Source organism: Arthrobacter sp. Sr24, from assembly GCF_054511175.1.
This window is the reverse complement of record NZ_JBTNDB010000002.1, coordinates 66,587-92,936: the sequence shown is the minus strand read 5'-3', so window position 1 is coordinate 92,936 and position 26,350 is coordinate 66,587. Positions and strand designations below refer to the sequence as shown.

Below are 26,350 nucleotides of genomic sequence, written 5' to 3'. Positions count from 1 at the left end.
CTGCTCACACCCACAGCTGCAGCGCAGCCGGATCGACCACCACCTTGGCCGGCAGCGCACCTATTCGCTCACCGTCGGCGTAGGCCACCAGCGTGGGTGCCGTGAAAACCACCTCATGCACCCGCTCGATCGACACCGCGGGATGGCCAGTATGCCGCCCGGAGAACACCAGCGGAAAAATACGCAAAAAGGTTCGCCGCGGCACAGCTGAGACAACAAACAAATCCAGCCATCCGTCGTCGTACTTGGCATCCGGGGTGATCTTCATGCCACCGCCAATGGAGATCCCGTTGGACACCGCAATCAGAAGCGCCGGTTGATCGCGCGCCACCCCATCCACCCGCACGGCGTAGTGCAGCGATTTAAGGAAGGCCAGTTCGCGCAGGATCGCCAGGTTGTAGCGCATGGGTCCGTGCGGCCAGCGCCAACCGTTGGCCCGCTCATTGACCAACGCGTCGAATCCGGCCGAGAACGCGCCCATAAACCACACCGGATCTTGCCCATCGCGATCGATCCGCCCTAGGTCTACGGTGCGCGGCGGCTGCTGGCATCGCTGGATGAAATGTTCGACGGCGGCACTCGCGTCGTGCGGGTCAAGGCCCAGACCGCGGGCGGCGTCATTGCCAGTGCCGGCGGGGACAATGCCCAGCGGGATGCCCGTGCCCACCAGCGCGTTCGCGGCCAAATGGACCATGCCATCCCCACCCACCACCACCAAGGCCTGCGTACCTGCCGCAATTTCGGCGTCGACCGCCTCTCGCAGGGCCGCATAGTCCCGGCGGCGCAGCACCGTCACGTTATGACCGGCGTCCCGCAACCGCGCCACCACCATGTCGCCCGTGCTGCCAGGGGACTTTTTGCGGTTGCCACCAAGAGCTGCGCGAGGATTGACAGCCACAGCAATGTTCAGGGCGGTGTTCGCCGCGGGGGCTGGGAAAGTGTTCATGGCAAGGACAGTATGTCAGCGCCCGGCACAGGCACCGAATTTATGTCCGTATTTATGCACTGTGTTCTCATTCTTGGGTTTCTGTTCTGGGTCCTGACTTTATCTTCAGGGCCTGCCGTTAGAATGAATCCTTGGCACAGCCGGGCTATCGAAAGGCCACCAGTGGGCGAGAAATTTCTCACGCATTACCAAGTCTTGGGACTCTCTCGCACCGCCACCGAACGCGAGGTCAAGATCGCCTACCGGAAGGCCGCCCGGATTGCCCACCCCGATCGCGGCGGCGATCCTGCCTTGTTCCGGCGAATCACGGAGGCGTACGAGGTCTTGGCGGACCCTGCCAAACGGCAAAAGTATGACCGATCCTATGGGGCCGGATCTCAGGGGGCTGGACGTGGCCCGTCGAACTCCGGGTCTTCTTCGCGTCAGGGTTCAGGTTCGGGTTCAGGTTCAGGTTCAGGCACCGGTGGCTTCAGCGGATTCAGCACCCGTCGCAGCCAAGAGCAGCGCAACACTGCCGGAGATCCGGCCATCTATGTGCCCGCGTATGAGGAACTGGCACCGGGTGAAATGCCGCTTCTGCCACGCCCCACTGCTGCCCAGCCCGTCCACGGCGCACCCAGAAAGCGCGGCGTTTTTGGTGCTGCTTCACGTTTGGCCCGAGAAGCTCGTACCGCTCAGCTCATCATGCAGCAGGTGCAACCTGCCATCCCCGCGGCACGGCTTGTCAACGGTTTGACCTCACCGCGCAGCAACGGCTATCTGGATCATGTCTTGGTCTCCGGGTACAGGATCGCCATCATCGGTTCAATGCTGGTACCTGATGGAGCCTTCCGCTGGGACGGCACCATGTTGATCCACGGCAGCAAAGTCGCCGCACCGCCGCAGCTCATTGCCGCCACCAGACAATTCCAAGAGCTGTTCCCAGAGTGTAATGTCACGGCTTGGGTCTGTGTCCACAGCAACACGGGTAACCTCTTCGAACCGGTCATTGACTACGCCCGCGGCACCGAGCCCGACGGCTCCAACATGCTCAATGTCGCCAACGCTGCCCGGTTTGTACGCGAGGTCAAACAGTTCCTGGCCTCTGGCCCGGCACCTAACGTGGTTGACCTGAGCGTTCTGGACCGCCTCCTCGGCGGCATGTACTAGCTTCTCCCTGCAAGCATGCAGGCCTGCAACCCCGACGGCATGGCAACCCCGGTATTTCCAGCGGGTCTGCGCATAGCGGTCGAGGGCGGTAGTATAAAAGGCGTGTTTCGCATCCTATTCCTAACGCCCGAGATCCCCGGCAACACCGGCAACGCCATTCGATTGGCAGCCATCACCGGCGCCGAATTGCACTTGGTGGAGCCTCTGGGCTTCGACTTTTCAGACACCAAACTGCGCCGGGCCGGGCTCGATTACCATGATCTTGCCGTGGTGACGATCCACAAAACTCTTGAGGCGGCCTGGACGGCGCTGGCCCCTGAGCGCGTCTTCGCTTTTACCTCGGACGGCGAAGCTACCTACACGGACATCGCCTACCAACCCGGAGACGTGCTGATGTTTGGCCGCGAATCTGACGGCTTACCCGTCGAGGTCAAGGCCGATCCGCACATCACTGCCCGAGTCCGCCTGCCCATGCTACCGGCACTGCGATCCCTTAATTTAGCCAATGCTGCCTCCATCGCCGTCTTCGAGGCATGGCGCCAAAACGGATTTGCCGGGGCGCAGATCCAGGCTTAATCATCGAGTTGCCGGCTCTCTGACGGCCACACTTCATCTACCGCATCATCAACTGGAGGCATGCATGTCCGCTCGCGATCCTGGCCTGGCGTTCACTGATGGCGCCCTGCAATTTGAGGCCTGGGCGGACAAGCTCTGGGACCCCATGGGCCGCGACGTGGTTGAGTCAGCTGTCCTGCAGCCGGGCGAAAAGGTTTTGGATGCTTGCTGTGGAACGGGGGCGGCAACTCTTCCGGCCGCTTTAGCTGTGGGCCCAGAAGGAACGGTCGACGGCGTGGACCTCTCCACCGGCTTGCTCCGCATCGCGGCGGCGAACCTCGGCGAACGTGGCATCTTAAACACCACTCTCACCGAGGCAGACGTTACTCAATGGCGCGGACACCGCACCTTCGACGCCGTGCTGTGTTCCTACAGCATGTTCTTCTTCGCTGATATGGAAGCAGGCGTAGAACATCTCGCTTCCATGTTGCGCCCCGGTGGACGAATCGTCATGAGCACCTGGGTAGAGGGCGCGTTGGAACCCTTCGCCGCTCTCATTCTGGCGGCCGCGATCAAGGAACGCCCACGGTTGGCTGGTGTGGAACCACTGCCAAACCAGAACATGGGCCGAGTGAACTCCGTAGAGAAGTTGACCGCATGGCTTGGCGAACGAGGTCTGGAAGACATCTCTGTCACTCAGCATCCATTGACTCTCACCGTGGATGACGTCATGGCCTGGAATCTGGTCATGGGAAGTGGTTGGCGTACCCTACTCCCCCGCGATCCGGAGGCTATTGCCCGCGTTCGGCGTGACTTCATGGCGTCTGTGGGCCCGGTGAGTGAAATGAACTCCAACGCTTTGATTGCCACGGCCTCGGCGCCTCGGGCCTAATCTGCGCCGCACTTCCGCGCCGGACCGGAGCGGACTGGACTGCTCACCGTACTTTGCACCGTACTCTGCGCCGCACTTCCGCACATGCCATAGTTTGACGTGGATGCCAAGGTTTGAACTATGGCATCGACGTCAAACTATGGCATTTTTCGCGAATGGCCCCAAGGCCCCGTCCTTGGTCCACTCTGCCGCAGCCCCGCTTGCCGCAAAATGCTTGCAAACGTCTCCGTGTCCATGAGTTCTTTCCAGTCCCATCTGGCAAAGCCCACACCTTGAGCCCGAATCTGGTTTTCTCGTCGCTTTTCGGCAATGATCCGGTCGGCAAGGGACAGCCCGCCGCTCCAATTGGCTTTGAGGTATTTCCCCAGCCCGTCGATTTCCCCGACGATCCGTTTCTCCTTGAACCAGAAGTCGGCTTTGGCTGTCTTTCCATCTCGGAGCTCAAACGGCTCTTGCAAAATCGGTGTGGGAAATCCCAGCCGGAACATTTTTACGCGGCTCAGTGATTCTCCTGCTGATCCTGACAAGGCTGAGGCGAACTCTATGACTTTCAACGCCCTGTCTCGGGCGGCTCTGCTGGGCAACGCGTCTGCCGCAGCACGCAATTGAGCCACCGTCAACGGCAAGCCCTGCGGCACCTCGGGATCCCACTCCGGCCAGTGTTGGAAGGGATCCGATTCTGGCGAAGTAAATACGTTCTGGTTCCCTTTACTTGCCCGCGGCCGCAAACTCGAATCACACACGGCCACGGCATAGGGGAAGGCCAAGGTGTCAATGAGTTGCATTGTGGTGCTGAGTTTGTCAGTGACAAGGAAGGGGCCACAACGTTGGATACCTTCTGTGCAGGAGCCAATGTGCCGGGTGACCTCCTTCGAGCTTCGTCCACTGGTTGTAACTTCAGTTCGAGTGTGAATTTTCTGCGGCATGCCCACAATCCACAATCCCCATAGAAGAGCCGCTGTGGCATGACAGTAGACGGGTTCTTGCACTGCCTGCTGCCCGAATGTTAGGACACGCAATCCGTACTGTTCTCGTCGCGAGAGGGTTTGCCATTCAGCGGCATCCACATAATTGCCTCGCCGCACCCGAACCAGCACACCCTTCCGCTGCAAGGTGGCCAACTTCCGGCGGTCCTGGCCAAGGTGGTCATACTCTGCTGACCTAATGAGCTTGGGTTTCTTCATGCGGTCAAGGCTTCCACCCTTTGCCGGCGCAAAACAGTGGCATCTTCCGGTCTGTGGATAACTCCCACAGCTGGTCTCCGTGGCCCCGGCACCGAAGCCTCCGTTGCACGATGACAAAAATGCCGCCGTTTGACGCAAATGCCACAGTTCAAACCTTGGCATTTACGTCAAACGGCGGCATTTCCCAGCGAGGCTGCGCTAGGCGCGGCGCTTCTTGATTTCCGCTACGGCCTGCGGCAGCACCTGGAACAGGTCCCCCACGATGCCGAAATCGGCAATTTCGAAGATCGGCGACTCGGAATCCTTGTTCACTGCAACAATCAACTTGGAGGTCTGCATACCGGCCTTCTGCTGAATGGCACCGGAAATACCTACCGAGATGTACAGCTGCGGGGAGACCTTTTTACCAGTCTGGCCCACCTGCGAAGCGTGAGAAATCCAGCCCGCGTCAGTGGCTGCACGTGAAGCACCAACGGCGGCACCGAGAACGTCAGCGAGCTCCTCGATCGGAGCGAAATCGCCGTCAACGCCGCGGCCACCGGCCACGATGATGCGCGCATCTTCCAACTCGGGGCGTCCGGACGCTGCCCGCGGCGTGCGGGAGACAACACGTGCGCCCAAGCTTGCCGGCGCGAAGGCCACGTTCAAAACCTCAACCACGGGGGAAGCCGGTTCAGCCGCAGGGACCGCCTCAACGCTGTGTGCCTTGACACTGACGACGGCGATCGCCGAGGTAGCCCGCGCCTCAACAGTCCAGGACCCCGCAAGGATGGATTTATGCGCAACCAAGGTGCCGACGTCGTACGTCACGGAGACGGCATCGGTGATCACCCCAGCATTCAAGGTGACGCCAGCGCGAGCCGCAATTTCCTTACCAGCGGCACTATTGTCCACCAGTATGGCGCTTGCGGAGACGGCTGCCGCGGCTTGGGCCAGGAGGTCGGCTTTGGGGGCGACTAGGAACTGACCCAGCTCAGCCTGCTCCGAATGCAGCACGCGGGAAACGCCCTGGGCACCCAACTCGGCCAGCACCGCAGCACTCACCGGACCGGCCACAACGGCCACGGGTTCCCCAGCGCCACGGGCCAGAGTCAGTAGCTGGTTGACGGTGGCGGAAAGCTTGCCCGGAGCATCCAGCTGATCAATGTAAACAACAATTGCACTCATGATGTTAGGTCCTTAGATCAGTTTCGCAGCGGCCAGGAAGTCAACAAGCTGGATGCCAGCATCGCCAGAATCGGTGATGATGGTGCCAGCGACGCGGGCGGGGCGCTCGGCTGCCGCGGTGACCTTAGTCAGGGATCCGGCATGTCCGACAGCGTCTGCTGAGACTCCCAAATCCGCCAGGGACACGGTGGTCACCTTCTTCTTCTTCGCGGCGAGGATGCCCTTGAAGTTGGGGTAACGAGGATCGTTGGCCTGATCGGTGACCGAAACCAACGCAGGCAAGGTGGCCTGAATTTCCTCTGAGAATTCATCCCCATCGCGGCGGGCCGTGAGCGTGTTGCCAGCAACGTCCAACGCTGAGGCGAACGTGACCTGCGGCAGACCCAGCCGGGCCGAAAGCTGCGCGGGAACAATGGAGGTTTCTCCGTCGGTGGACGCCATACCTGTGATGACCAGGTCAACCGCCCCGAGGGACTTGATGGCTGCGGCCAAGACCAGCGAGGTCGCCGAGGCATCAGAGCCTGCAAGCGCTTCGTCGCAGACATGCAGGCCTTGAGTTGCGCCGATCTGGAGCGACTTTTTCACGGCCACAGCGGCCGATGCCGGTCCCACGGTGAGTGCCGTAACGGTGTTTCCACCCTTGACTCCACCGCGTGCGTCGGTCAGCGCAAGAGCTGCTTCCAAAGCGTATTCGTCAAGCTCAGAAAGGATGCTTTCGCTGCGATCGAGTTCGTGTGCGTCGCCGGCGAGTTGCCGGTCAAACTGCGCATCTGGCACATATTTAACCAGTACGACAATGTTCAGTGCTGAATTTTCCACTGCTGTCCTTTGTGTCATGAACGGATGGTGTGCGCAGCCCCGTGTCGGGGCAGGTGCGCCCCGCTTCGCCCTTGGCCTACTTCCACAGCTTAGTTCGTGGTGGCTCAGGGGCGGAATTTTCCGCGTCAAAACTTTACTCCCAGCGAACATCGGCTCCTCCCGAGGGTGGATATTGGCGCCAAATATTTCCGTCTGCGGCCCGATGCTGACCACCACCACTGACGGGCACAGTGGAAGTATGACTTCAACAATCTTGAGCGCACGCTCCCTTTCCAAACGTTACGGCGCAGGTATCGCTCTGAACAACGTGGACGTAGACATTGCTGCCGGCGAATCCGTGGCCATCATGGGTGCCTCCGGTTCCGGCAAGACCACCCTGCTGCACACCCTTGCCGGCATCACCGCCCCCGACTCCGGAACCGTCAACTACACGGGTACCGAGATCACGACATTGAATGAAACGCAGCGCTCCAAACTGCGGCGCGAGGCCTTCGGTTTTGTCTTCCAATCCGGGCTGCTGATCCCGGAACTCACGGCCCTTGAAAACGTGGCCTTGGCCCTGATGCTCAACGGCGTTTCACGGCGCGACGCCGAACCCCAGGCAGCCTCTTGGCTGACGCACTTGGGGCTGGCCAGCATGGAGGGACGGCGGATTGGCGAACTCTCCGGTGGCCAGGCGCAGCGCGTGGCCATCGCCCGCGCCCAGGTCACCGGCGCCGGAATTGTCTTCGCCGATGAACCCACCGGTGCACTGGACTCGCACACCTCCGCCGAGGTCATGGGAGCCCTCTTGGCCGCCACGTCCGGACGCGGCCGCACGCTGATCCTCGTCACCCACGATCCCCTCGTGGCCGCCCGCTGCTCACGCACTTTGTACATGCACGACGGCGTTCTCTCCCTTGAGCTCTCAGCTCACCGCACCCCGGCACAAACCTGGGCGGCCCAGCCGTGAACCCCATGAAATCCACCTTTTCAATCCTGTGGATGTTGTCTCGCCCCGCGCCCGGAAGTAAGGCAGCGATGGCTCTGCCCGCCACAGCCTTCGCCTTGGTTACGGCGCTGCTTCTGATTGTCCTCGCCGGTGGTTTGAGTTTCTTCACGAACATCCCTCCCGAAGACGGGAGGGACACGACCGGTACGTACCAGATGTTGGCAGGTTTTGCCGTCTCGTTGATGATTCTCCCCTTACTCACCTTGGGCGGGTCGGCGGCCAGACTTTCGGCCCGACGCCGTGATGAACGGCTGTCAACCTTGCGCCTACTGGGCGGCACCCCCACGTTCGTTGCGGTGCTGACCGTGGTGGAATCAACGCTTATTGCTTTGGTGGGTGTGCTCGCTGGTGTTGTTCTCTACGCCGTGACACTCCCGGCCGTGGCGTTGATCCACTTCCGAGGTGAGGCTCTGGGGCTGGCAAATTTGTGGCTCCCTGCTGGCGTGCTCCTCAATGCTGTGACGGCCCTTATTCTGCTGGCTGCAGTCAGTGCCGCAATTGGCCTGCGACAAGTGGTGGTTTCACCTCTTGGAGTCCGTACTCGTCAACAACCTCCCACCGTTCGGTGGCAACGCTTGGCGCTCGGGGCTGGCGCCGCCGTCGTACTTTTCGTGGTCATGAATAATCTGACGGCCAGCGGTTCGGCTGCGCTCATGATCGTCATACTTTGCGCGTGTTTCGCAGGCGGGATGGCGCTGCTGAACTTGATAGGCCCGTATGTGCTGAAGTGGCTGGCCGGGCGTGGGCTGCGTCGGGCACAAACTCCTGTGCGCTTGTTGGCTGCCAGGACCATTTTGGAATCGCCCAAAGCAGCGTGGCGGCAGGTCAGCGCGCTGTCTATGACCAGCTTCATTGCTGTTGTGACGGGGGTTGCGCTGTCCTCAATGGAAGCCTTCGGCGAGGTCACTGACCCGATCGAAAAACTGCTTTACGCCGATATGCGCACGGGTGTGCTTATTACGGTGGTGGCCTCATTTCTGCTGGTTGCCTGCAGCGCCGGCGTGAATCAGTCTGCCGCCATTGTTGACCGCAGGGAACTATATGTGAGCCTGGACCGACTGGGGATGCCGCGCAGTGTCATGGATGCCGCCCGTAAACGCGCGGTCATGTGGCCAGTGCGTAGCGTGACCGTGGGATCGGCCGTTATGGCGGCTGCGTTGGTGTTCCCGTTGACCGGGATGGCTCTGCTCGTGGCCCCACTCTCGCTCTTGATCATTGCCTCGATGTTGGTCCTCGGCAGTGTTGTGGTTTGGCTGGGCCTCCTAGCCTCAACACCGGTTCTGGACGCGGTCCTGGCCCAGTAAACTACCGGTCTCCCGCGCCGCTCCCGTGCTAGCCCCGCACCGGCGTCGTCCCCTGATACTGACCCTGAGCCTGCGCTTCGTTAACGGCGAACGGTGCGCTACTCACTGAGTAGCGCACCGTTGCAGCGTAACCATCCGCAGCTTCAAACTATTTGGCTGCGATGGGCCGGAGTCGGTACCGCTTAGTCGGTCGGCATGGTGTCCAGCGCGATGTCAATGCTCTGCGCCTTGCCATCGCGGGTGAAATCCATCTTCACGGTGGCACCGCCTGGCTGCTCGCGGACAGCCGCAGTCAGATCCGACGGATCAGAAATGGTGCGGTTGCCCAGCTTGCTGATGACATCGCCCTTCTTCAAACCGGCCTTGTCTGCAGCGCTGCCGGCGGTCACATCCGCTACCGTTGCACCGGAGGAGAAGGCACTACTTGTTCCGGATGCGGAGGTGCCGCTGACCGAGACACCGAGCTGGCCGTGGGTGGCCGAACCCGTCTCGATGATGTCAGCAGCGACTCGCTTGGCGTGATCCATGGGGATGGAGAAGCCCACTCCGATGTTGCCGCCCTGGCCGCTGGATTTGGAAGAGTTACCGGTCGAGGCAATGGCCACGTTGACACCGATGATCTGACCTTCAGCGTTAACCAGCGCACCACCGGAGTTGCCGGGGTTGATGGCTGCATCGGTCTGGATCACGTTCAGGTTCACCGTGCCGGTAGCTGCCGTGTTGTCTGCCCCGCCGCCTGGAGGGGAGAACTGGAACCCATTGTCTCCACTATCTGGGTCCTGTGAAGAGTCGCCGCTGTCATCCGGAACGGCGGAGGAGGCCACTTGAATGGTGCGGTTTAGCGTGGAAACAATACCCTCGGTGACGGTGGCGTTCAGACCCAGCGGAGAGCCGATGGCAATGACGGTATCGCCCACGTTGATCTGGCTGGATTCGCCCAATGCGGCCGGAACCAGGTCGGGCGCATCAATTTTGATCACAGCGAGGTCCGAAAGCGGGTCCGTGCCCACAATGGTGGCCTCGTGAACCCTGTTATCACTGGTCTGCACTTGAATGGCGGCATGCGCGGCAGCGCCGTCCAACGTGACTACGTGCGTGTTGGTCAGGATGTGACCCTCGGTGTCTAAAATGATCCCCGAGCCCGTTCCACCGGAGCTCCCGCTCGTGGCCGAAATTGTAACCACCGACGGCATCGCTTTCGCCGCAGCAGCCGTCACCTGGTTGACCGAGTTGGTGTTGTTGACCACCAACGGCGCGCTCTGAGAAGTGGTGTTCGCCGAGGAGTTATCCGTTTGCTGATTGAGCAGGAACAACGACCCTCCGCCCACCAACCCGCCAACCAGCGCCGCCGCCAGAACACCAGTGGTGAACATGCCCATGCCCACCTTTTTGCCACCCTTAGTATTGCGCTGCGGTGACACACCGGGAGGCTGCGGCTGGCTCTGGGGATACATGTTCGACGCCGGGTAGCCCGGTCCCGCGTATCCCTCACCATAGTTCGGGGTACTGGTGTTGTGGTTCCCGGCGCCCTGGGCACTGTCATGGCTGGTGTTTCCGAAGCTGCTGGTGCCATAACTACCTGCACCAAATCCGTTGGGGATGGGCTCGGTGGGGTTCTGTGAGCCCACGCTCTGGGACTCTGCAGTGTTGGATTGTGCGCCGTTGGGCTCTGCGCTGTGAGATCCTGCGCTGTGGGCCGGTGAGGCCGGAATCCGCTCAGTGGGATTGGCGTAAGAGTTGCTTGTTGGAGTCGGTGCGCCGTATCCGCTGGGCCGTTCTACCGGCGGGACCGGGACGCCGTATCCGTACTGCCCGGAGTCTTGCTGAGTTTGGGGCTGCGTATGAGGAGATTGGGCCGGCTGGGCCTGCGCAGGCTGGCTCGGGGCCGCCTGGCCCCACGGCTGCTGTACCGGACGGGGTGCCGTGGTCGGGGTTGCCGGAGCGGCATGTGCCGCAGAGGACCGGGGAGTTACCTCCGACGCTGCTGTCTCGGACTGCGAAGTCTCAACATGCGAAGTCTCAACCTGCCGAGCATCTGGCTGTCCTGCCTGCCCAGCATCTGGCTGTCCTGCCTGTGCAGCATCAGACTGCTCGGGTGCTGCATCAGACTGCTCGGGCTGTTCTGACCGATCGTTGCTGCCAGTGGTGTGCTCACCATTGTTCTCAGACATCAGCTTTCCCTTCATTGAAATCCTGTGTGACGAATCCTTGCTTGAGTATCATCATGGTCTCCGCGGCTGGAGCCTTGACGAACGTTCGCTGGAAGGTAGCTGTGAAGGTTCATCTAGTTCCATTATCTCCCACGCAGGCTGCAGCAGCATTATCCGGACAGCGAAATACCGGCCGGGCAAACCTAGCCCAATCAAATCCGCGCCATAGTATCGTTTGAAGTAATAGGCCCGATTCCCAGAGTGGTCCTGTAGTGGTCACACACCAAAGGTGAGCGATGTTTTCACGGTTGAAAGTATTTCCCCCAGTTCTGGCAGTCTTTGCCCTGATGGCACTCTTGCTGTTCCCAGCCGGCGCTGCCCAGGCCGAGCCACCGGTGAGTATTCCCGGAGGCACCTATATTGTGGACAACGCCAATGTGCTCGGCGGCCAAAAGACAGAGGTTCAAAACGCGATCACGAAATTGAGCAAGGACCACGGCGTCACGCTCTTCGTGGTGTATGTCGACTCCTTTGACGGTCAAGATCAACAGACGTGGGCCAACACTGTCGCCGCGGAGAAAAACATGGGCCAGTTCGATGCTCTACTGGCAGTGGCGGTTCAAGACAAACAGTACGCATTCATTGGCGGCACCGATACCTTCCTATCGCCAGCCCAAGGCTCCGCCATCCAATCGAGCGCCATCAAACCCCAGCTCTCGGCTGGCAACTGGGCCCAGGCTGCCATCGATGCGGCCGCAGCTCTGGGAGATGCAGCCGGCGGCGGTAAGGGTGACGTGCCGGATGCCACCGGCGGGTTCGTAGCGCTGGGAGTGGGCGGCGTCGTCGTCGTTGGTGGTGCTGGAACTGCTCTGTACATTCGCAACAAGCGCAAAAAGGGTGCAGCTGAGGCAACCGCAAAGGGCTATGGACCTGATGGAAAGCCGCTGGATCCCAACGCTGGCATGACCATCCCGGAGCTGCGTGCCAAGGCCGGCTCCCTGTTGATTGCAGCCGATGATGCCATCAAGACCAGCGAGCACGAAATTGGATTCGCGCAGGCATCGTACGGCAATGAGTCCGTCAAACCATTCCAGGCCGCACTGGAGAGCGCCAAGACTCACCTCTCCGAATCCTTCAAACTTCAGCAGCAGCTCGACGACGAAATTCCCGACACCATTGAAGAGCAGCGTTCTTGGCTCGGTGAAATCATCAAGCGCAGCGAGGACGCCAACGCGGCGCTTGATGCAGAAAAGTCTGCCTTCGATGAGTTGCGTGAACTGGAACGGACCGCTCCACAAGTCTTGGCCAGCATCCGATCTCAAGCTGCTGAGGCTCGGACCTCCGTGGCTGCTGCTGAGCAGAAATTGTCTGCTTTGACGTCGCACTACTCCGATTCGGCGCTGGCAACTGTGCGTGACAACGTGGCAGAGGCCAAAGAACGGCTTGATTTTGTGGATACCGCGGCCACTGAGGCCGACACAAAATTGGCGGCTTCGGATACTGCGGGAGCAGCTGTGGCAGTCAAGGCTGCGGAGGAAAGTCTGCTGCAGTCCACGGTTCTTCTGGACGCGATTGCAAACACCGAAGCAAGCATCCGTGATGCAGCGGCCACGTTGGATACGGCACTTCCGGCAGCTCTTGCTGATTTGCAGCAGGCCAAGTCGATGGTTGCCTCCCCCGAGTTCTCCCGCTACGCACCCACGGTTCAGGCAGCGGAAGCATCGCTCAATGAGGTGCGTATGAATGCTGCCGCCGGCAAGCCCGATCCGGTGGCCCTGCTGGCTACCGTGCAGGATGCCCACAATCAGCTCGATGAGCTTTTGACCGGTATTCGGGATCAGCAGCAGCAGGCATTGCGAGCTCAAGCGGCACTACAGCAGGCCTTTGCTGGGGCGCAGGCCAACATTGCCACGGCCAAGGATTTCATTGCCGCCCGCCGTGGCGGCGTCGGTTCTGCAGCCAGGACCCGGCTCTCAGAAGCAGAACGTAACTTCGACTACGCCGTGAGCATCTCCGATTCGGATCCCACCAACGCACTAATCTATGCACAGCAGGCGCAAGCGCTGGCCAAACAAGCCATCCAGTACGCCCAGAACGACGTCGACAGTTTCGGTGGCGGCGGAGGTTACGGCGGCGGTGGGCGCAGTTCCATGGGTGGCGGCATGGGCGGGGCCATCCTCGGTGGCATCATTGGCGGGCTCCTCTCCGGCGGAGGCGGCGGTGGCTTCGGCGGCGGCGGTTTCGGAGGAGGCGGAGGCGGCGGCGGTTTCGGAGGAGGCGGTGGAGGCGGTGGAGGATTTGGCGGCAGCGGCGGAAACTTCTAGAGCTGGCTCGCTGCCTACCCTCGCCCTCTGTTCGTCACCGGGGAGGCCACGGTGCAAGGCTGCGGAAAGACTCTAGGGCAAGTTCCGGCGTCGTGTGTCACGGCATTGCACCGCACGGGCCCCTAAGGCAAGAATGGGAACAGCTCACCTCAGGTGGAGCGTTCCGGGCACGCAAACTCAACATTTTGTTCGTAACAAGAAGACGAAAAATAAGGGGAAAAGAATGGTAAAGCAGTCAATTTTCGGCCGGATCGCACAGTTGGCCAAGGCCAATATCAATGCGCTATTGGACCAGGCTGAGGATCCGCAGAAGATGCTCGATCAGATGGTGCGCGATTACAAGGCCAACATTCAGGAGGCCGAAGGCGCTGTTGCCCAGACGATCGGTAATCTGCGCATGCTCGAGGACGATTACAACGAGGATGTGAAGAACGCTCAGGACTGGGGTTCCAAGGCCCTCGCCGCGAGCCGTAAAGCCGATGAATTCCGTGCCGCCGGTAATGATGCTGATGCGCAGAAGTTCGACAACTTGGCCAAGGTCGCCCTGCAGCGACAGATGTCTTCGGAAAACGAGGCTCGCTCTGCAGAGCCGAACATCGCGGCTCAGAACGAGGTCGTTGACAAGCTCAAGACCGGGCTGCAGCAGATGAACGGCAAGCTTACTGAGCTGGCCAATAAGCGCAATGAGCTCGTGGCCCGCTCCAAGACTGCTGCCGCGCAGACTCAGGTCCACGATTCACTCAAGAGCATTGACATCATGGATCCCACCAGCGAGGTCAGCCGCTTCGAAGAGAAGATCCGTCGCGAAGAAGCTAAGGTCCGGGGCCAGAATGAGCTCGCTGCCTCGAGCTTGGACGCCCAGTTCAACTCCCTCGAGGACTTGGGCGAGCAGACAGAGATTGAGGCCCGGCTGGCTGCTCTGAAGGCTGGCGGTTCACCGGCACCGGCAGCCATTGCTGCTTCGGATCGTGTTGACGAAGCAGACTTCGACAAGCTGTAAGTAGCCGCGGTAAGTAGTTGCGGTGTCTGGTTGCGGTGTCTGAGTTTGACGCTGTCATAGCGAGCCACCAGGACAAGAACGACAAGAACGACAAGAAGGGTGCACCATCGGTCAACGATGGTGCACCCTTCTTTATTGCGGTTGAAGTTCTGTCTTGCGGTTAAAGCCAGAAAGTCTTACATCTGGGTGAACGCTGCCACGGCCGGGTCGGCGCCAATGCGGCTACCATTTTCCAGCGCAGAAATACGCTGTAGATCCGTGTCGCTGAGCTGTATCTGAGCAGCTGCGAGGTTTTCACTCATGCGTTCGGGCGTGACGGTTTTGGGGATCACAATGTTGCCGGTGCCCAGATGCCAGGCCAGTACCACCTGTGCAGGAGTCGCGCCATAGCTGGCAGCCAACGCGGCGATGACCTGGTTGTCCAGATCCTGTCCCTGCCCGAGTGGGCTGTACGCTTCCACCGCCATACCGTGGCTGCGGCTCTTGCTCGCCAACTCGCTCTGCTGCAAGGTGGGGTGGAGTTCAATTTGGTTCACGGCAGGGATCACTGTGGAGTTGGCCAATAGCTCATCCAAGTGCGGCGGCAGGAAGTTGGAGACGCCAATGGCACGGATCAGCCCTTCAGCGTAGAGCGCTTCCATGTCCTTCCACGCCTGAGTGAACAGGCCCTGCGAGGGCACGGGCCAATGGATCAGGTACAGATCAATCCAGTCCAGACCCAGTGCTTTGCGGCTGGCTTCCAAGGCAGCGCGGGTAGTGCCCTGTTCTCCGTTGCGTAGCTTGGTGGTGATGAATAGGTCCTCGCGGGCCAGTCCCGATTCAGCAATGGCAGCGCCGACGCCGGATTCGTTGCGGTACGCCGCTGCCGTATCAATGTGGCGGTAGCCCGCAGCCAGAGCCTGGCCCACAGCCACTCGAGTTTCTTCCGGCGGGATCTGAAAAACACCGAAGCCGAGCTGCGGGATCTTCACTCCATTGTTCAACGTCAGTTCCGGAACGGCTGCTGCTGCTGGGTTCATATCAGTCACGGAAATTGATTCCTTTCATTGTGCCCATCATCAAGGGCTGTTTCTTTCAGCCTAGGCGCGAAAGTGATCCACTGCAGTACCTTAGGGTGTTTGAAACGATCCTAGGATTAGCAGTCCTACCTTCATACTAGGTTCGTTGGTGGTGCCGGGGCAGAATGGAATTATGGGACAAAGCATAGAATTCGGTAGTTTCCTCTCAGCCATGCGTGCCCGTCTGGCACCGGATCCGGCAACCGTTCAGACCACTCGCCGAGTCCCGGGCTTGCGCCGTGAGGAAGTGGCTCAGCTGGCTGGTGTCTCCACCGACTACTACACGCGGCTGGAGCAGGGGCGTAATATTCACCCTTCGCGCTCGGTGCTGGCGTCGGTGGCCCGGGCGCTGCAACTCAATGATTCAGAATCTTCCCATATGTACGATCTGCTCGAAAACTGCGGTGGTCAGCTCAGCACCCCACCGGAAATTCAACGTGTACGGGCCTCCATGCGGCAACTTCTAGACGCGGTGGGTGAGGTACCCGCCGTCGTACTGGGTAGGCGAACCGACGTCCTGGCCAGCAACCGCATGGCCCGTCTGCTCTTTGCTGACTTCCCGGCCATGGGGCGCGAACGACGAAACTACACGCGCTGGATCATGCTGGATCCGGGTGCCCGGGTATTGTTCCGTGACTGGCATGGGGCAGCGTCCGACGCCGTAGCCGCCTTACGTGCCGACGTTGGCCGCCACCCTGGAGATCCGGCTGCCACGGCCTTGGTCGGTGAGCTCGCCGTGAACAGCGAAGAGTTCCGGCAGTGGTGGGCACGGCACACGGTGGCCCGCAAAGCCTCCGGCACATTGTCCTTGCACCACGGGATCGTGGGCGATCTATCGCTAGATTTTGAGCACTTGATCCTGCCCGACGACACGGATCAAAGCCTGCGCATCTATACAGCCAAGAACGGCTCGCCATCGCACGACGCCCTCAAATTGCTCTCGTCCTGGGCCGGTCGATCTGACTCCACGGGTTCGCCACTTTCAACCGAATCAGAAGGAATCAAGTGAGTATGAAGTACACCCAATTGGGTCGCAGCGGCCTGTCCGTTTCACGGCTGTGCCTAGGCACCATGAATTTTGGTCCGCATACTGACGAGGCTGACGCGCATGCCATCATGGATCAGGCGCATGAGGCGGGGCTGAACTTTTTCGATACGGCCAACGGCTATGGCGGCAACGACCACCGCGGCTGGACCGAGGAAATCATTGGCCGCTGGATCGCCAAGGGTGGCGGCCGGCGCGAGCGGACCGTACTTTCCACCAAGGTCTACGCCAACATGACTGACTGGCCCAATGACTCGAAGCTGTCAGCACTGAACATCCGGCGCTCCTTGGACGCCAGCCTCAAGCGGCTACAAACGGACTACATCGATCTGTACCAATTCCACCATGTGGACCGGAATACCCCGTGGGATGAGATCTGGCAGGCCATCGATGTGGCCGTGCAGCAGGGCAAGATCTTGTACGCCGGTAGTTCCAACTTCGCGGGGTGGCACATCGCCGCTGCGCAGGAGGCCGCCGCGCGACGCCCCGTCACTGGTCTGGTCAGCGAGCAGTCCATCTACAGCCTGCTGGAACGCAGTGTGGAACGCGAAGTCATTCCGGCCGCTGAATACTACGGTCTGGGGCTACTCCCCTGGTCGCCCTTGCATGGGGGACTGCTGGGCGGTGTGCTGCAAAAGCAGAACGACGGCGTCCGCAGGCTTGAGGGCCGCGCTGCCGAAGCGTTGGCCACGCACCATGACGCCATTGCCGCCTTTGAATCCTTCGCTGCGGATTTGGGGCATGCCCCGGGCGAGGTTGCTTTGGCATGGCTCCTGCACCAGCCGGCCGTCACCGCACCCATCATTGGACCGCGCACCGCAGCCCAGCTCGAGGCAGGCCTGCGCGCACTTGAGGTTTCCCTCGACGCGGAGGCCTTGACCGCCTTGGACAAGATCTTCCCCGGCCCGAAGACTGCACCAGAGGATTACGCCTGGTGAGTGGATTCAACGACGGCGTCGGCGAGGCTCTGCGCACCCGGCTTGCTACAGCAATGGTTCCTGGTAACGATAGCCACGGCTCAGCGGATGGTTCGTGGCGGCTGCCTCCCCGACGAGTCTTGTTCATTGGCGGGACAGGACTCATCAGCGCGGCCTCCGTAACTAGGGCTGTTGCGCTGGGCTGCAACGTAACGATCCTGAACCGTTCGGTGAGTTCCGTGCGGGCGGTTCCAGCCGGCGTCGAACTTCTCGTGGCAGATATCCGCGATAGCTCCGCCGTTGCCGCCGTTTTGGGCGCTCGGGTATTTGATATTGTGGCGGACTTTGTGACCTTTACGCCCGAGCATGCCCGCGCAGCCGTGGAACTTTTCCGTGGCCGCACAGAGCAATACTTATTTATCAGCACTGCCTCGGCATACCAGAAGCCGCCGTCCCGCTTGCCCATCACGGAGTCCACTCCCCTGCGGAACCCGTACTGGCAGTATTCGCGGGACAAGATCGCCTGTGAGGATATTTTCACCGCGGCCTACCGGGAGGATGGATTCCCGGTCACCATTGTCCGGCCGTCCTCCACCTATGATCACACCCGGTTGCCGTCGCTTTTTGGCTGGACCGATGTTCACCGCATGCGGGCCGGGCTGCCGGTGGTGGTGCACGGCGATGGGACCTCGTTGTGGACACTGACGCACACTAACGATTTTGCGGTGGGGTTTGTGGGGCTGTTCGGGCTAGCCGTGGCGGGTGAGGCCTTCACGATCACCTCCGACGACGTGCTGCCGTGGGATGCGGTGTACCGCAGCGTTGCCGCGGCGGCCGGTGTGTCAGATCCCTTGCTGGTGCATGTGGCGAGCAAAAAAATCGCCGACATTTCTCCGGAATTGGGACCCGGGCTGCTGGGTGATAAGGCGCACTCGGTCATTTTCGACAACTCCCGAGTGAAGTCCCTGGTGCCCGCGTTTGGGACCACCATCCGCTTTGTGGATGCGGCCCATGCGATTCTGGCGTGGCATGTTGAGCATCCAGAAGCACGCGTGGTGAATGCGGAGCACATGGCGCTCTCGGATCGTTTGACTGCACTCTAGAGCGCATTTTATATCCAGCGTTTGCGGGATAAATACGGTTCTCATTCCGCAAATGCGGATATAGACTGCGACTATGACACATATTCGCGTTTCCGAAGCGGCCCGCTTTCTGGGCGTGAGTGACGATACCGTCCGGCGGTGGCTCGATAACGGCACCCTCGGCGGCCAAAAGGACCAACAGGGCAAACTGGTCATCGATGGGCTCGAGCTGGCAGCTTTGGCCAAGTCCCAGTCGATGCTGCCTGATGATCCCACGGGAATTGGTAGCTCTGCCCGGAATCGCTTCGTGGGGCTGGTGACCAACGTGATCATGGATAAGGTCATGGCGCAGGTGGAACTGCAGTGCGGACCTTTTCGGGTTGTCTCCCTCATGAGCAGTGAGGCGGTGCGGGACTTGAAGCTTGAGCCCGGCTCCGTAGCAACAGCCGTGGTCAAATCGACCAACGTCATCATCGAAGTACCCAACGGCGGAAAATCCGCATGAGGCTCTCCTTCCAGTGGATCGCAGCCGTGGTGGCGGCCACTTTAGTCACCCTGTCTCTGGCCTCGTGTTCTCCCATTAGTGACACCTCTTCCACGCCACCAGGATCGCCCTCGTCCGTCTCTGATTTCTCAGGAACGTTGACCGTTTTCGCCGCCGCATCGCTGAAAAATACCTTCACGGATCTGGCCGCCGTGTTCGAGGCAGCCCATCCGGAAGTACAGGTGTCACTGAGTTTTGATGGCTCATCCACACTGGTCACTCAAATCATCCAAGGCGCACCCGCAGATGTGCTTGCCTCGGCTGACACCACGAACATGACCAAGCTCAGTGATGCCAAGATGGTCTCCGGAGAACCTGTTAAGTTTGCCACCAATGTTTTGACGCTAGTGGTCCCACCTAACAATCCGGCAAACATTGCCAACTTTGCCGATGCCACCAAAACCGGTACAAAGTTGGTCATCTGCGCCGCTCAGGTTCCGTGCGGTGCAGCCGCACTATCCGATGCCAAAACTGCGGGCCTGACACTAGCCCCAGTCAGCGAAGAACTCAACGTCACCAGCGTTCTCGGCAAGGTCACCTCCGGAGCGGCCGATGCCGGGCTGGTGTATCTCACCGATGCAGAATCCGCTGGCGAGAAGGTCAAATCGATTCCCCTTCAACTGACCACGCCCACCGTCAACGATTACCCGATTGCTGTTGTTCAAGGGTCAAAGCAGCAGGAGCTGGCCCAGACATTCATCGCCCTAGTCACCGCTGCCCAAGGCCAGAAAATCCTCCAGGACGCCGGCTTTGGCACCCCTTAATAGTCCTCGCCGTGTTTCTCACTTTGGTCCTCGCAGAGCCGGGGAACCGTGGCAGTTTCAGGCCGTTCCGCGGTGGGTGTTCCTGCTGGCGGCCGTGGGCGCCTTGTTTATTCTGCTGCCGCTTTTCGGCATGGTTGCCCAAGTCGATTGGGCACAGTTCTTCCCATTGATCAGCTCGGAATCTTCCGTGGCGGCGCTGACACTCAGTCTGAGAACAGCCACAGCGAGCACCATTTTGTGCATCATTTTTGGTGTTCCATTGGCTCTAGTTCTGGCTAGGGCACGTTTTCGCGGTCAGGGTGTTTTGCGCGCACTGATCCTGCTGCCACTAGTGGTGCCGCCGGTGGTCGGGGGCTTGGCCTTGCTCTTCACCTTTGGCCGTGTCGGTCTCATTGGCCGGACCTCTAACACCCTCGGGATCGACATTGCGTTTTCCACAACAGCGGTGGTGATGGCCCAAGCGTTTGTGGCGCTACCTTTTTTGGTGCTCAGCCTTGAGGGTTCGTTGCGGACTGCCGGGCAAAAGTACGAGGCCGTGGCCGCTACCCTTGGCGCGCGGCCCTCAACAGTTCTGCGCCGCATCACGCTGCCGCTGGTGCTGCCAGGATTGGTCTCAGGAGCAGTCCTGGCCTTTGCCCGCAGCCTGGGCGAATTTGGTGCCACGCTCACCTTCGCCGGCAGCCTGCAAGGCGTCACCCGCACCTTGCCGCTGGAAATTTACCTGCAGCGCGAGACAGACCCCGACGCTGCAATCGCGCTCTCCTTTCTGCTCATCGCCATAGCCCTAGTGGTAGTGATCCTCGCTTACCGCACGCCCCGATCACCCATCCGGGCAGCAGTTCGCAGCCTCAGCGATGGCGGCCCACAAAAATCACAGGATCAGCCATGACTCTCGAGCTGAGCATGGCCATCGCTGCCCGTAATATTGAGCTGAGCTTGAGCGTTGGCCCCACCGAGACCGTAGCTCTCATGGGAGCTAACGGCGCGGGAAAATCCTCCGTATTGCAGGCACTGTCTGGGCTGGTGAAGCCCGATTTCGGACACGCTACCCTAGGCGGGCGCACCTTGTTCCGTTTAGCTTCGGCCACCTCCGGTGGTTCTTGGCTCCCTCCGCACGAACGCGGCGTGGGTTCGTTGGCCCAAGAACCTCTGTTGTTTCCGCATCTCAACGTCCTGGACAATGTAGCCTTCGGTCCGCGCAGTCAAGGAGCACCCAAAGCTGGCGCCGCAAAAATAGCCAAGGAATGGCTCCGTGAAGTGGACGCCTCCGAGCTCGCCGGACGCAAACCTGCACAGCTCTCTGGAGGTCAGGCACAACGTGTGGCGCTAGCCCGTGCACTGGCCACCGATCCTGAGCTGCTCCTGCTCGATGAGCCCATGGCGGCGCTGGATGTCAACACCACCCCATTTCTGCGCAGCTTACTCAAACGGGTTTTGGCCGGCCGGCCCGCCATCATCGTCACCCACGACGTCCTCGATGCGCTCATGCTCGCGGACCGAATCATCGTCATGGAGCACGGCCGCATTGTGGAATCCGGGCCTACCTCAGCCGTTCTCGCACACCCGCGTAGCGCCTTCGCGGCTTCCTTGGCTGGACTCAATATCCTCACTGGTTCGTTGTCCGGCTCCACTCTTCTAACATCCGACGGCGTCTTGGTCACCGGCCGCCCTGCCGGCGACGCGGGTTTTGATTCACCGGTTGGAGGTGCCCTAGTACCTCCGTCGAAGGGTGGGTCAGAGGGCTTGGCCGCGTTCCCGCCGTCGTCCGTGTCAGTGTTCTTGGCATCTCCGGCGGGAAGCCCGCGCAACAGCTTCTTGGTAACGGTGACCGAACTGGAACCGCAGGGCGGACATGTCCGGGTACGGGCCGGAAACCTCGCCGCCGACGTCTCCGCCGCGGCCATAGCCGAACTGGGATTGGAGCCGGGCGCGGAGGTATTTTTCGTGGTCAAAGCCGCCGAAGTGGCGCTGTACCCGGCCTAATTCCGGCGCCGCAACGCTTCCACTCATTCGAAACTGCAGCTGATGTGACTTTCCCACGATTTTCCTCGCATCAGCTGCAGTCTCAAATCCGGGCCTCTATTTCACCCGGGAAACGAAAAACCCCCGGCCGTGTGGCCGAGGGTTTTCCTCATCTGGTTGCGGGGACAGGATTTGAACCTGTGACCTCCGGGTTATGAGCCCGGCGAGCTACCGAACTGCTCCACCCCGCGTTGCGTCCTCAACAGTACATGACTTTGGGCCAATCACCAACTCGAGGGGCCCTTGGAGTGGGATAGCGTCGTCGAAAAGGCAACCAGAGGTGGGATAGCGTCGCCCGAAAAGAGAAGTGAAGGCGCCTTCTAGCGCGTTCTAGCGCTTTCTATTGGTGCTTGAAGTTGGCTGGGCGCTTTTGCGTGAAGGCTGCCATGCCCTCTTTTTGGTCATCCGTGGCGAAACAAGAGTAAATGCCGCGCCGTTCATGCCGCACTCCCTCGGCCAGGGTGGTCTCGAAGGCGGCATTGACCGCTTCCTTGGCGATCATGGCCACGGGCTTGGACATCGAGGCGATGGTATCGGCGGTGGCCATAGCGTCCTCCATCAGTGAGTCCACGGGGACAACACGGGCCACAAGTCCAGCCTGCTCGGCTTCCACAGCGCCCATAACCCGGCCGGTGAGCACCATTTCCATGGCCTTGGCCTTACCAATGGCACGAGTGAGTCGCTGCGAGCCGCCCATGCCGGGGATGACGCCGAGTTTTATTTCGGGCTGGCCGAATTTTGCGTTGTCGGCGGCGATGATGAAATCGGCAATCATGGCCAATTCACAGCCACCGCCCAAAGCGTGACCTGCCACAGCGGCGATGATGGGTGTGCGAACCCGGGCCAGCTCATCCCATGCCGAGAACCAATTGGCTAAATACATGTCCACGGAGGACTTGTCAGCCATTTCTTTGATGTCCGCTCCGGCGGCGAAAGCACGTGAGGATCCGGTGATAACAATGGCTCCCACCTCCGGATCATCATCAAAGGTCTGCGCGGCTGCGAGAATCTCCCAGCCCATCGCATCACTGAGAGCGTTGAGCGCTTCAGGGCGGTTGAGCGTAATAAGGCCTACCCGGCCGCGTTGTTCGGTCAGGATCAAAGAAGGCTGTGTCATGAAGAAATGTTCCTTATCGGTTCAAGGTCGGTGGATGGATCTAGTCAGTTTCAGCGAGGTCTGAGGCTGCTCTGATGCTGTTGATAATGCCGGAGAAGTCCGTGCCAGCACCCCCATCGAGGGCGAACTCACGGTAAATCTCCTCGGCAGAGCGGCCCAGTATGGCATCAACCCCGGTGGCATTGAGTGCCTCAACGGCCAGACCCAGATCCTTGGCCATCAGCGCTCCAGCAAATCCGGGCACGTAGTCGCGGTTGGCCGGGCTAGTGGGCACGGGCCCAGGAACCGGGCAGTTGGTTGTCAGCGCCCAGCATTGTCCTGAGGCATTGGCTGCCACGTCGTACAGTGCCTGATGTGTCAGTCCCAACTTTTCGCCAAGGACAAAAGCCTCACTGACGGCGATCATGGACACACCCAGAATCATGTTGTTGCAGACCTTGGCGGCCTGCCCGGCACCGGGTCCGCCGCAGTGCACGATCCGCCGGCCCATCACCTCGAAAATAGGAGCTGCCGCGGCAAAGTCTTCCTCGGAGCCGCCCACCATGAACGTCAAGGTGCCAGCTTCGGCGCCCACGACGCCGCCGGACACGGGAGCATCCAAACCGCGGTGACCCCCGGCAACTACCATCTCGTGAGCCGTGCGGGCATCCTCCACAGAAATGGTGGAGCACTCCAAGAACAAGGCACCCGGCTTAGCAGCAGCCAGCAATCCTCCCCCGGGCCCATCACCCTCAAAGGCAGCAAAAACGTGCTTTCCGGCCGGCAACATCGTAATGATGACATCGGCGCCCAGCGCTGCCGCAGCGGAAGATTCGGCCACCACTACTCCTGCCGCAGCCGCCGCTTCCAACGCAGCTGGCACCACATCGAATCCCGTCACCGAGTATCCGGCCGAGACCAGATTCGCCGCCATGGGTCCGCCCATGTGTCCGAGCCCAATGAAGGCAACTGCTGTATCTCTGGTGCCGCTAGCATCCTGCTGGCCCATATTGTTCTGGCTCATTGTCAGATCCCTCTCGCAGTTTTTTCCACCGAAGCTCCAGATACCGGGCTATCCGGAGCACTCTTGTGTGGCGCCGTTAGCCCCAGCTCCAAGGCCCCCAAATCCGCAAAGGCGCCTTCTACCACCGCCGGGTCAACCTGCGCTAAAGATGCTGGCTGCCATTGAGGGTTCCTGTCCTTATCCACCAGCTGCGCCCGGATACCCTCAGCGAAATCAGGCCAGCGCAAAGCCCGCAGCGAGACCCGGAATTCCTGATTCAGCGCTTCCTCCAGCGAACCAGCCAGCCGCGCCCGCCGCAGCGCCGCTAGGGTCACGCTCACTGCCGTGGGCGACTTCCCCGCAATAGTCTCCCCTGCCGCCAAAGCCGCGGGGTCACTCACGGATGTCAACCGCTCGAGGATGGTTCCGGCGTCGTCCGGGGCATAGGCCTCATCGATCCACCAGCGCTGCTGCCCCAGGGCGGATTCCGGCGGAACCTGACCATAACGTGCGACGACGGAGCTTGCGTTCCGCTGCGCCAGCTCGGCTACCAGCGTGGGCAAAACGGCGGAATCGACATAGTGGCTGGCCAGGCCCATGAGAATGGCGTCGGCCCCACTAAACATGGCCCCGGTCAGTGCTGCGTGGACGCCCACCTCACCGGGAGCGTGCGCCAGCAGCCAGGTGCCACCCACGTCCGGAACGAACCCGATGCCCGTTTCCGGCATGCCGATCCGCGAACGTTCGGTCACAATCCGGTGCGAGGCGTGCGCGGAAATCCCCACGCCGCCGCCCAAAACCACCCCGTCCATGAGCGTGACGATCGGTTTGGGATAGCGGCTGATGCGGGCGTTGAGATGGTATTCATCGCGCCAGAACGTCTCGCTTTCGGAACCTCCGCTGCGGGCATCGTGATAGATGGAGACGATGTCGCCGCCTGCGCACAGGCCCCGTTCTCCGGCGCCGGAGATGAGCACGGTGGTGACTGAATCATCATTTTCCCACTCATCCAGGGCGGCGGCGATGGCCAGCACCATGGTGTGGTTGAGGGCGTTCATGGCCGCTGGCCGGTTCAGGATCAGGTGTCCCAAGTGGCCGGTGCGTCCCACGAGAACGTCGTTGTGCTCCATGTTTCTATCCTCCACGGTTCAGCGCTCCACGGCCAGACGGCCAACGATCAAACGCATGATTTCATTGCTGCCTTCAAGAATTTGATGCACGCGCAGATCTCGGACCAGTTTTTCCAGTCCGTATTCGCTGAGGTAGCCGTAGCCGCCGTGCAATTGCAGGGCCTGGTTGGCCACGGCAAATCCGGCGTCGGTGGCAACGAGTTTGGCCATGGCACACAGTTTCACTGTGTCTGGGGCGCCGGAATCGAGCGCTTGTGCGGCGCGCATCAGCATGGTCCGCGACAGTTCCAGATCGGTGTCCATCTGGGCGATCTGAAAGAGGAGGTGCTGCTTTTCAATAAGCGGGCCGCCGAAGGCCTGCCGTTCCTTCAAGTACGCAATGGACTGCTCCAAGGCGGCCCGTCCACCACCCAACGAACACGCGCCAATGTTCACGCGACCGCCGTTGAGGCCCTTCATGGCGATGCCAAAACCATCGCCTTCTTCACCGAGCCGGTTCCCCACCGGGATGCGCACATCCTGGAAAACCACTTGACGGGTGGGCTGGGCACGCCAGCCCATCTTCTTCTCATTGGCGCCGAAGCTGAGGCCCTTGGCATCTGCTGGAACCACGACGGCGGTGATTCCGCGGGCGCCTTTGTCAGCTGTGCGGACCATCACCAAATACCAGGCGGATGAGCCCGCGCCGGAGATGAATTGTTTGGTTCCGTTGATGACGTACTCATCGCCATCGCGGACGGCACGGGTGGTGATGGCGGCGGCGTCTGATCCCACTCCTGGTTCGGAGAGGCAGTAGCTGGTCAGCTCGGTCATGGCCGTGATGCCCGGTAACCAGGCGGCGCGCTGCTCTTGATTGCCGAAGGCGTCGATCATCCACGCCACCATGTTGTGAATGGAGATATAGGCGGCAATGGTGGGGTCCACGGCGGCGAGCTCTTCAAAGATCAACAGGGCGTCCACCCGGCTCAGACCGGATCCGCCATACTCCTCCCCCACGTAAATACCACCCATGCCCAGGGAGCCAGCTTCAGCCAACACATCGACGGGGAAGTGCTTTTCCTCGTCCCATTCGGCCGTGTGGGGAGCCATGGCGGTGGCCGCAAAATCGCGCACCATCTCCACCACGGCCTGTTGTTCGGCGGTCTGCTGATTCACGAGGGATGCCTCCTTCTACCGCGTCGTTGCGGTATGGGTGGTTAGCTGGCGGC

General features: G+C 60.8%; 25 protein-coding genes, 1 tRNA gene and 1 pseudogene. 16 read left to right on the top strand and 11 right to left on the bottom strand.

Annotated features, from left to right (window positions below; genetic code table 11):
• Positions 1-4: 4 nt before the first annotated feature.
• The gene (locus tag ACX80D_RS02435; protein ID WP_459320982.1) at positions 5-946 is read right to left on the bottom strand and encodes a diacylglycerol/lipid kinase family protein; all 942 of its coding nucleotides are present in this window, start codon (positions 944-946) and stop codon (positions 5-7) included.
• Between the two features lie 162 nt (positions 947-1,108).
• On the opposite strand from ACX80D_RS02435, the gene ACX80D_RS02430 reads away from it, so the two are divergent.
• The 3 genes from ACX80D_RS02430 (at position 1,109) to ACX80D_RS02420 (ending at position 3,542) form a co-directional block, all read left to right on the top strand.
• Positions 1,109-2,095 (top strand): J domain-containing protein, encoded by a 987-nt coding sequence (locus ACX80D_RS02430; RefSeq protein ID WP_459320981.1) that lies wholly within the window; start codon positions 1,109-1,111, stop codon positions 2,093-2,095.
• A 102-nt stretch (positions 2,096-2,197) separates the two neighbouring features.
• Positions 2,198-2,671, top strand: a complete 474-nt coding sequence (locus ACX80D_RS02425) for a tRNA (cytidine(34)-2'-O)-methyltransferase (protein WP_459320980.1) — start codon at positions 2,198-2,200, stop codon at positions 2,669-2,671.
• Between the two features lie 64 nt (positions 2,672-2,735).
• Complete coding sequence (locus ACX80D_RS02420; RefSeq protein WP_459320979.1) at positions 2,736-3,542, top strand: class I SAM-dependent methyltransferase; 807 nt, start codon at positions 2,736-2,738, stop codon at positions 3,540-3,542.
• Positions 3,543-3,679: 137 nt separating this feature from the next.
• On the opposite strand, the gene ACX80D_RS02415 is transcribed toward ACX80D_RS02420, so the two are convergent.
• From ACX80D_RS02415 to ACX80D_RS02405, 3 genes are all read right to left on the bottom strand, one after another.
• On the bottom strand, positions 3,680-4,726 hold the full coding sequence (locus tag ACX80D_RS02415; RefSeq protein WP_459320978.1) for a hypothetical protein: 1,047 nt from the start codon (positions 4,724-4,726) through the stop codon (positions 3,680-3,682).
• Between the two features lie 198 nt (positions 4,727-4,924).
• Complete coding sequence (locus tag ACX80D_RS02410) at positions 4,925-5,893, bottom strand: electron transfer flavoprotein subunit alpha/FixB family protein (RefSeq protein ID WP_459320977.1); 969 nt, start codon at positions 5,891-5,893, stop codon at positions 4,925-4,927.
• 12 nt (positions 5,894-5,905) lie between these two features.
• Complete coding sequence (locus ACX80D_RS02405) at positions 5,906-6,730, bottom strand: electron transfer flavoprotein subunit beta/FixA family protein (protein WP_459320975.1); 825 nt, start codon at positions 6,728-6,730, stop codon at positions 5,906-5,908.
• Between the two features lie 220 nt (positions 6,731-6,950).
• Between ACX80D_RS02405 and ACX80D_RS02400 the strand changes: the two genes are divergently transcribed.
• Both ACX80D_RS02400 and ACX80D_RS02395 read left to right on the top strand, forming a co-directional pair.
• Positions 6,951-7,664 (top strand): ABC transporter ATP-binding protein, encoded by a 714-nt coding sequence (locus ACX80D_RS02400; RefSeq protein ID WP_459320973.1) that lies wholly within the window; start codon positions 6,951-6,953, stop codon positions 7,662-7,664.
• Positions 7,665-7,696: 32 nt separating this feature from the next.
• Positions 7,697-9,007, top strand: a complete 1,311-nt coding sequence (locus tag ACX80D_RS02395; RefSeq protein ID WP_459320971.1) for a permease — start codon at positions 7,697-7,699, stop codon at positions 9,005-9,007.
• Positions 9,008-9,189: 182 nt separating this feature from the next.
• On the opposite strand, the gene ACX80D_RS02390 is transcribed toward ACX80D_RS02395, so the two are convergent.
• Positions 9,190-11,178 (bottom strand): S1C family serine protease, encoded by a 1,989-nt coding sequence (locus ACX80D_RS02390; RefSeq protein WP_459320970.1) that lies wholly within the window; start codon positions 11,176-11,178, stop codon positions 9,190-9,192.
• A gap of 275 nt (positions 11,179-11,453) precedes the next feature.
• On the opposite strand from ACX80D_RS02390, the gene ACX80D_RS02385 reads away from it, so the two are divergent.
• The 3 genes from ACX80D_RS02385 to ACX80D_RS02375 all read left to right on the top strand — a co-directional run bounded on the left by ACX80D_RS02385 (position 11,454) and on the right by ACX80D_RS02375 (position 14,645).
• Positions 11,454-13,481: a TPM domain-containing protein gene (locus tag ACX80D_RS02385; RefSeq protein WP_459320969.1), complete on the top strand. Its 2,028-nt coding sequence runs from the start codon at positions 11,454-11,456 to the stop codon at positions 13,479-13,481.
• Between the two features lie 223 nt (positions 13,482-13,704).
• On the top strand, positions 13,705-14,481 hold the full coding sequence (locus ACX80D_RS02380) for a PspA/IM30 family protein (RefSeq protein ID WP_459320968.1): 777 nt from the start codon (positions 13,705-13,707) through the stop codon (positions 14,479-14,481).
• Between the two features lie 35 nt (positions 14,482-14,516).
• Positions 14,517-14,645 carry a hypothetical protein gene (locus tag ACX80D_RS02375; RefSeq protein ID WP_459320967.1) on the top strand — a complete coding sequence of 43 codons (129 nt, stop codon included), beginning with the start codon at positions 14,517-14,519 and terminating at the stop codon, positions 14,643-14,645.
• A 12-nt stretch (positions 14,646-14,657) separates the two neighbouring features.
• Here the strand turns inward: ACX80D_RS02375 and ACX80D_RS02370 are convergent, their stop codons facing one another.
• Positions 14,658-15,500, bottom strand: coding sequence for an aldo/keto reductase (locus ACX80D_RS02370; protein ID WP_459321142.1), 843 nt, complete (start codon positions 15,498-15,500; stop codon positions 14,658-14,660).
• A 172-nt stretch (positions 15,501-15,672) separates the two neighbouring features.
• Here ACX80D_RS02370 and ACX80D_RS02365 point away from each other — a divergent pair, with 172 nt between their 5' ends.
• The 8 genes and pseudogenes from ACX80D_RS02365 (at position 15,673) to ACX80D_RS02330 (ending at position 21,874) form a co-directional block, all read left to right on the top strand.
• Entirely contained in the window at positions 15,673-16,548 is an 876-nt protein-coding gene (locus ACX80D_RS02365; RefSeq protein ID WP_459320966.1) for a helix-turn-helix transcriptional regulator, read from the top strand.
• Positions 16,549-16,550: 2 nt separating this feature from the next.
• Entirely contained in the window at positions 16,551-17,522 is a 972-nt protein-coding gene (locus ACX80D_RS02360) for an aldo/keto reductase (protein ID WP_459320964.1), read from the top strand.
• 53 nt (positions 17,523-17,575) lie between these two features.
• On the top strand, positions 17,576-18,604 hold the full coding sequence (locus ACX80D_RS02355) for an NAD-dependent epimerase/dehydratase family protein (protein WP_459321141.1): 1,029 nt from the start codon (positions 17,576-17,578) through the stop codon (positions 18,602-18,604).
• 73 nt (positions 18,605-18,677) lie between these two features.
• Positions 18,678-19,088 carry a TOBE domain-containing protein gene (locus ACX80D_RS02350; protein WP_459320962.1) on the top strand — a complete coding sequence of 137 codons (411 nt, stop codon included), beginning with the start codon at positions 18,678-18,680 and terminating at the stop codon, positions 19,086-19,088.
• A complete protein-coding gene (gene modA, locus ACX80D_RS02345; RefSeq protein ID WP_459320961.1) occupies positions 19,085-19,891 on the top strand; it encodes a molybdate ABC transporter substrate-binding protein in 807 nt (268 codons plus the stop codon). Before ACX80D_RS02350 ends, modA begins: the two co-directional genes overlap by 4 nt.
• Positions 19,892-19,967: 76 nt before the next feature.
• Complete coding sequence (locus tag ACX80D_RS02340; RefSeq protein WP_459321140.1) at positions 19,968-20,780, top strand: ABC transporter permease; 813 nt, start codon at positions 19,968-19,970, stop codon at positions 20,778-20,780.
• Positions 20,777-21,284, top strand: a pseudogene (locus ACX80D_RS02335) (sulfate/molybdate ABC transporter ATP-binding protein); the annotation flags it as partial. The gene ACX80D_RS02340 and the pseudogene ACX80D_RS02335, both read left to right, overlap by 4 nt.
• On the top strand, positions 21,269-21,874 hold the full coding sequence (locus ACX80D_RS02330; RefSeq protein ID WP_459321138.1) for a TOBE domain-containing protein: 606 nt from the start codon (positions 21,269-21,271) through the stop codon (positions 21,872-21,874). The pseudogene ACX80D_RS02335 and the gene ACX80D_RS02330, both read left to right, overlap by 16 nt.
• Positions 21,875-22,027: 153 nt before the next feature.
• On the opposite strand, the gene ACX80D_RS02325 is transcribed toward ACX80D_RS02330, so the two are convergent.
• The 5 genes from ACX80D_RS02325 to ACX80D_RS02305 all read right to left on the bottom strand — a co-directional run bounded on the left by ACX80D_RS02325 (position 22,028) and on the right by ACX80D_RS02305 (position 26,297).
• A tRNA-Met gene (locus ACX80D_RS02325) sits at positions 22,028-22,104 on the bottom strand.
• Between the two features lie 149 nt (positions 22,105-22,253).
• Positions 22,254-23,030 carry an enoyl-CoA hydratase gene (locus ACX80D_RS02320; RefSeq protein WP_459320960.1) on the bottom strand — a complete coding sequence of 259 codons (777 nt, stop codon included), beginning with the start codon at positions 23,028-23,030 and terminating at the stop codon, positions 22,254-22,256.
• Positions 23,031-23,070: 40 nt separating this feature from the next.
• The gene (gene mmsB, locus ACX80D_RS02315; protein WP_459320959.1) at positions 23,071-24,033 is read right to left on the bottom strand and encodes a 3-hydroxyisobutyrate dehydrogenase; all 963 of its coding nucleotides are present in this window, start codon (positions 24,031-24,033) and stop codon (positions 23,071-23,073) included.
• A 2-nt stretch (positions 24,034-24,035) separates the two neighbouring features.
• Positions 24,036-25,142 (bottom strand): enoyl-CoA hydratase/isomerase family protein, encoded by a 1,107-nt coding sequence (locus ACX80D_RS02310; protein ID WP_459320958.1) that lies wholly within the window; start codon positions 25,140-25,142, stop codon positions 24,036-24,038.
• An 18-nt stretch (positions 25,143-25,160) separates the two neighbouring features.
• A complete protein-coding gene (locus ACX80D_RS02305; protein ID WP_459320957.1) occupies positions 25,161-26,297 on the bottom strand; it encodes an acyl-CoA dehydrogenase family protein in 1,137 nt (378 codons plus the stop codon).
• Between the last annotated feature and the right edge of the window lie 53 nt (positions 26,298-26,350).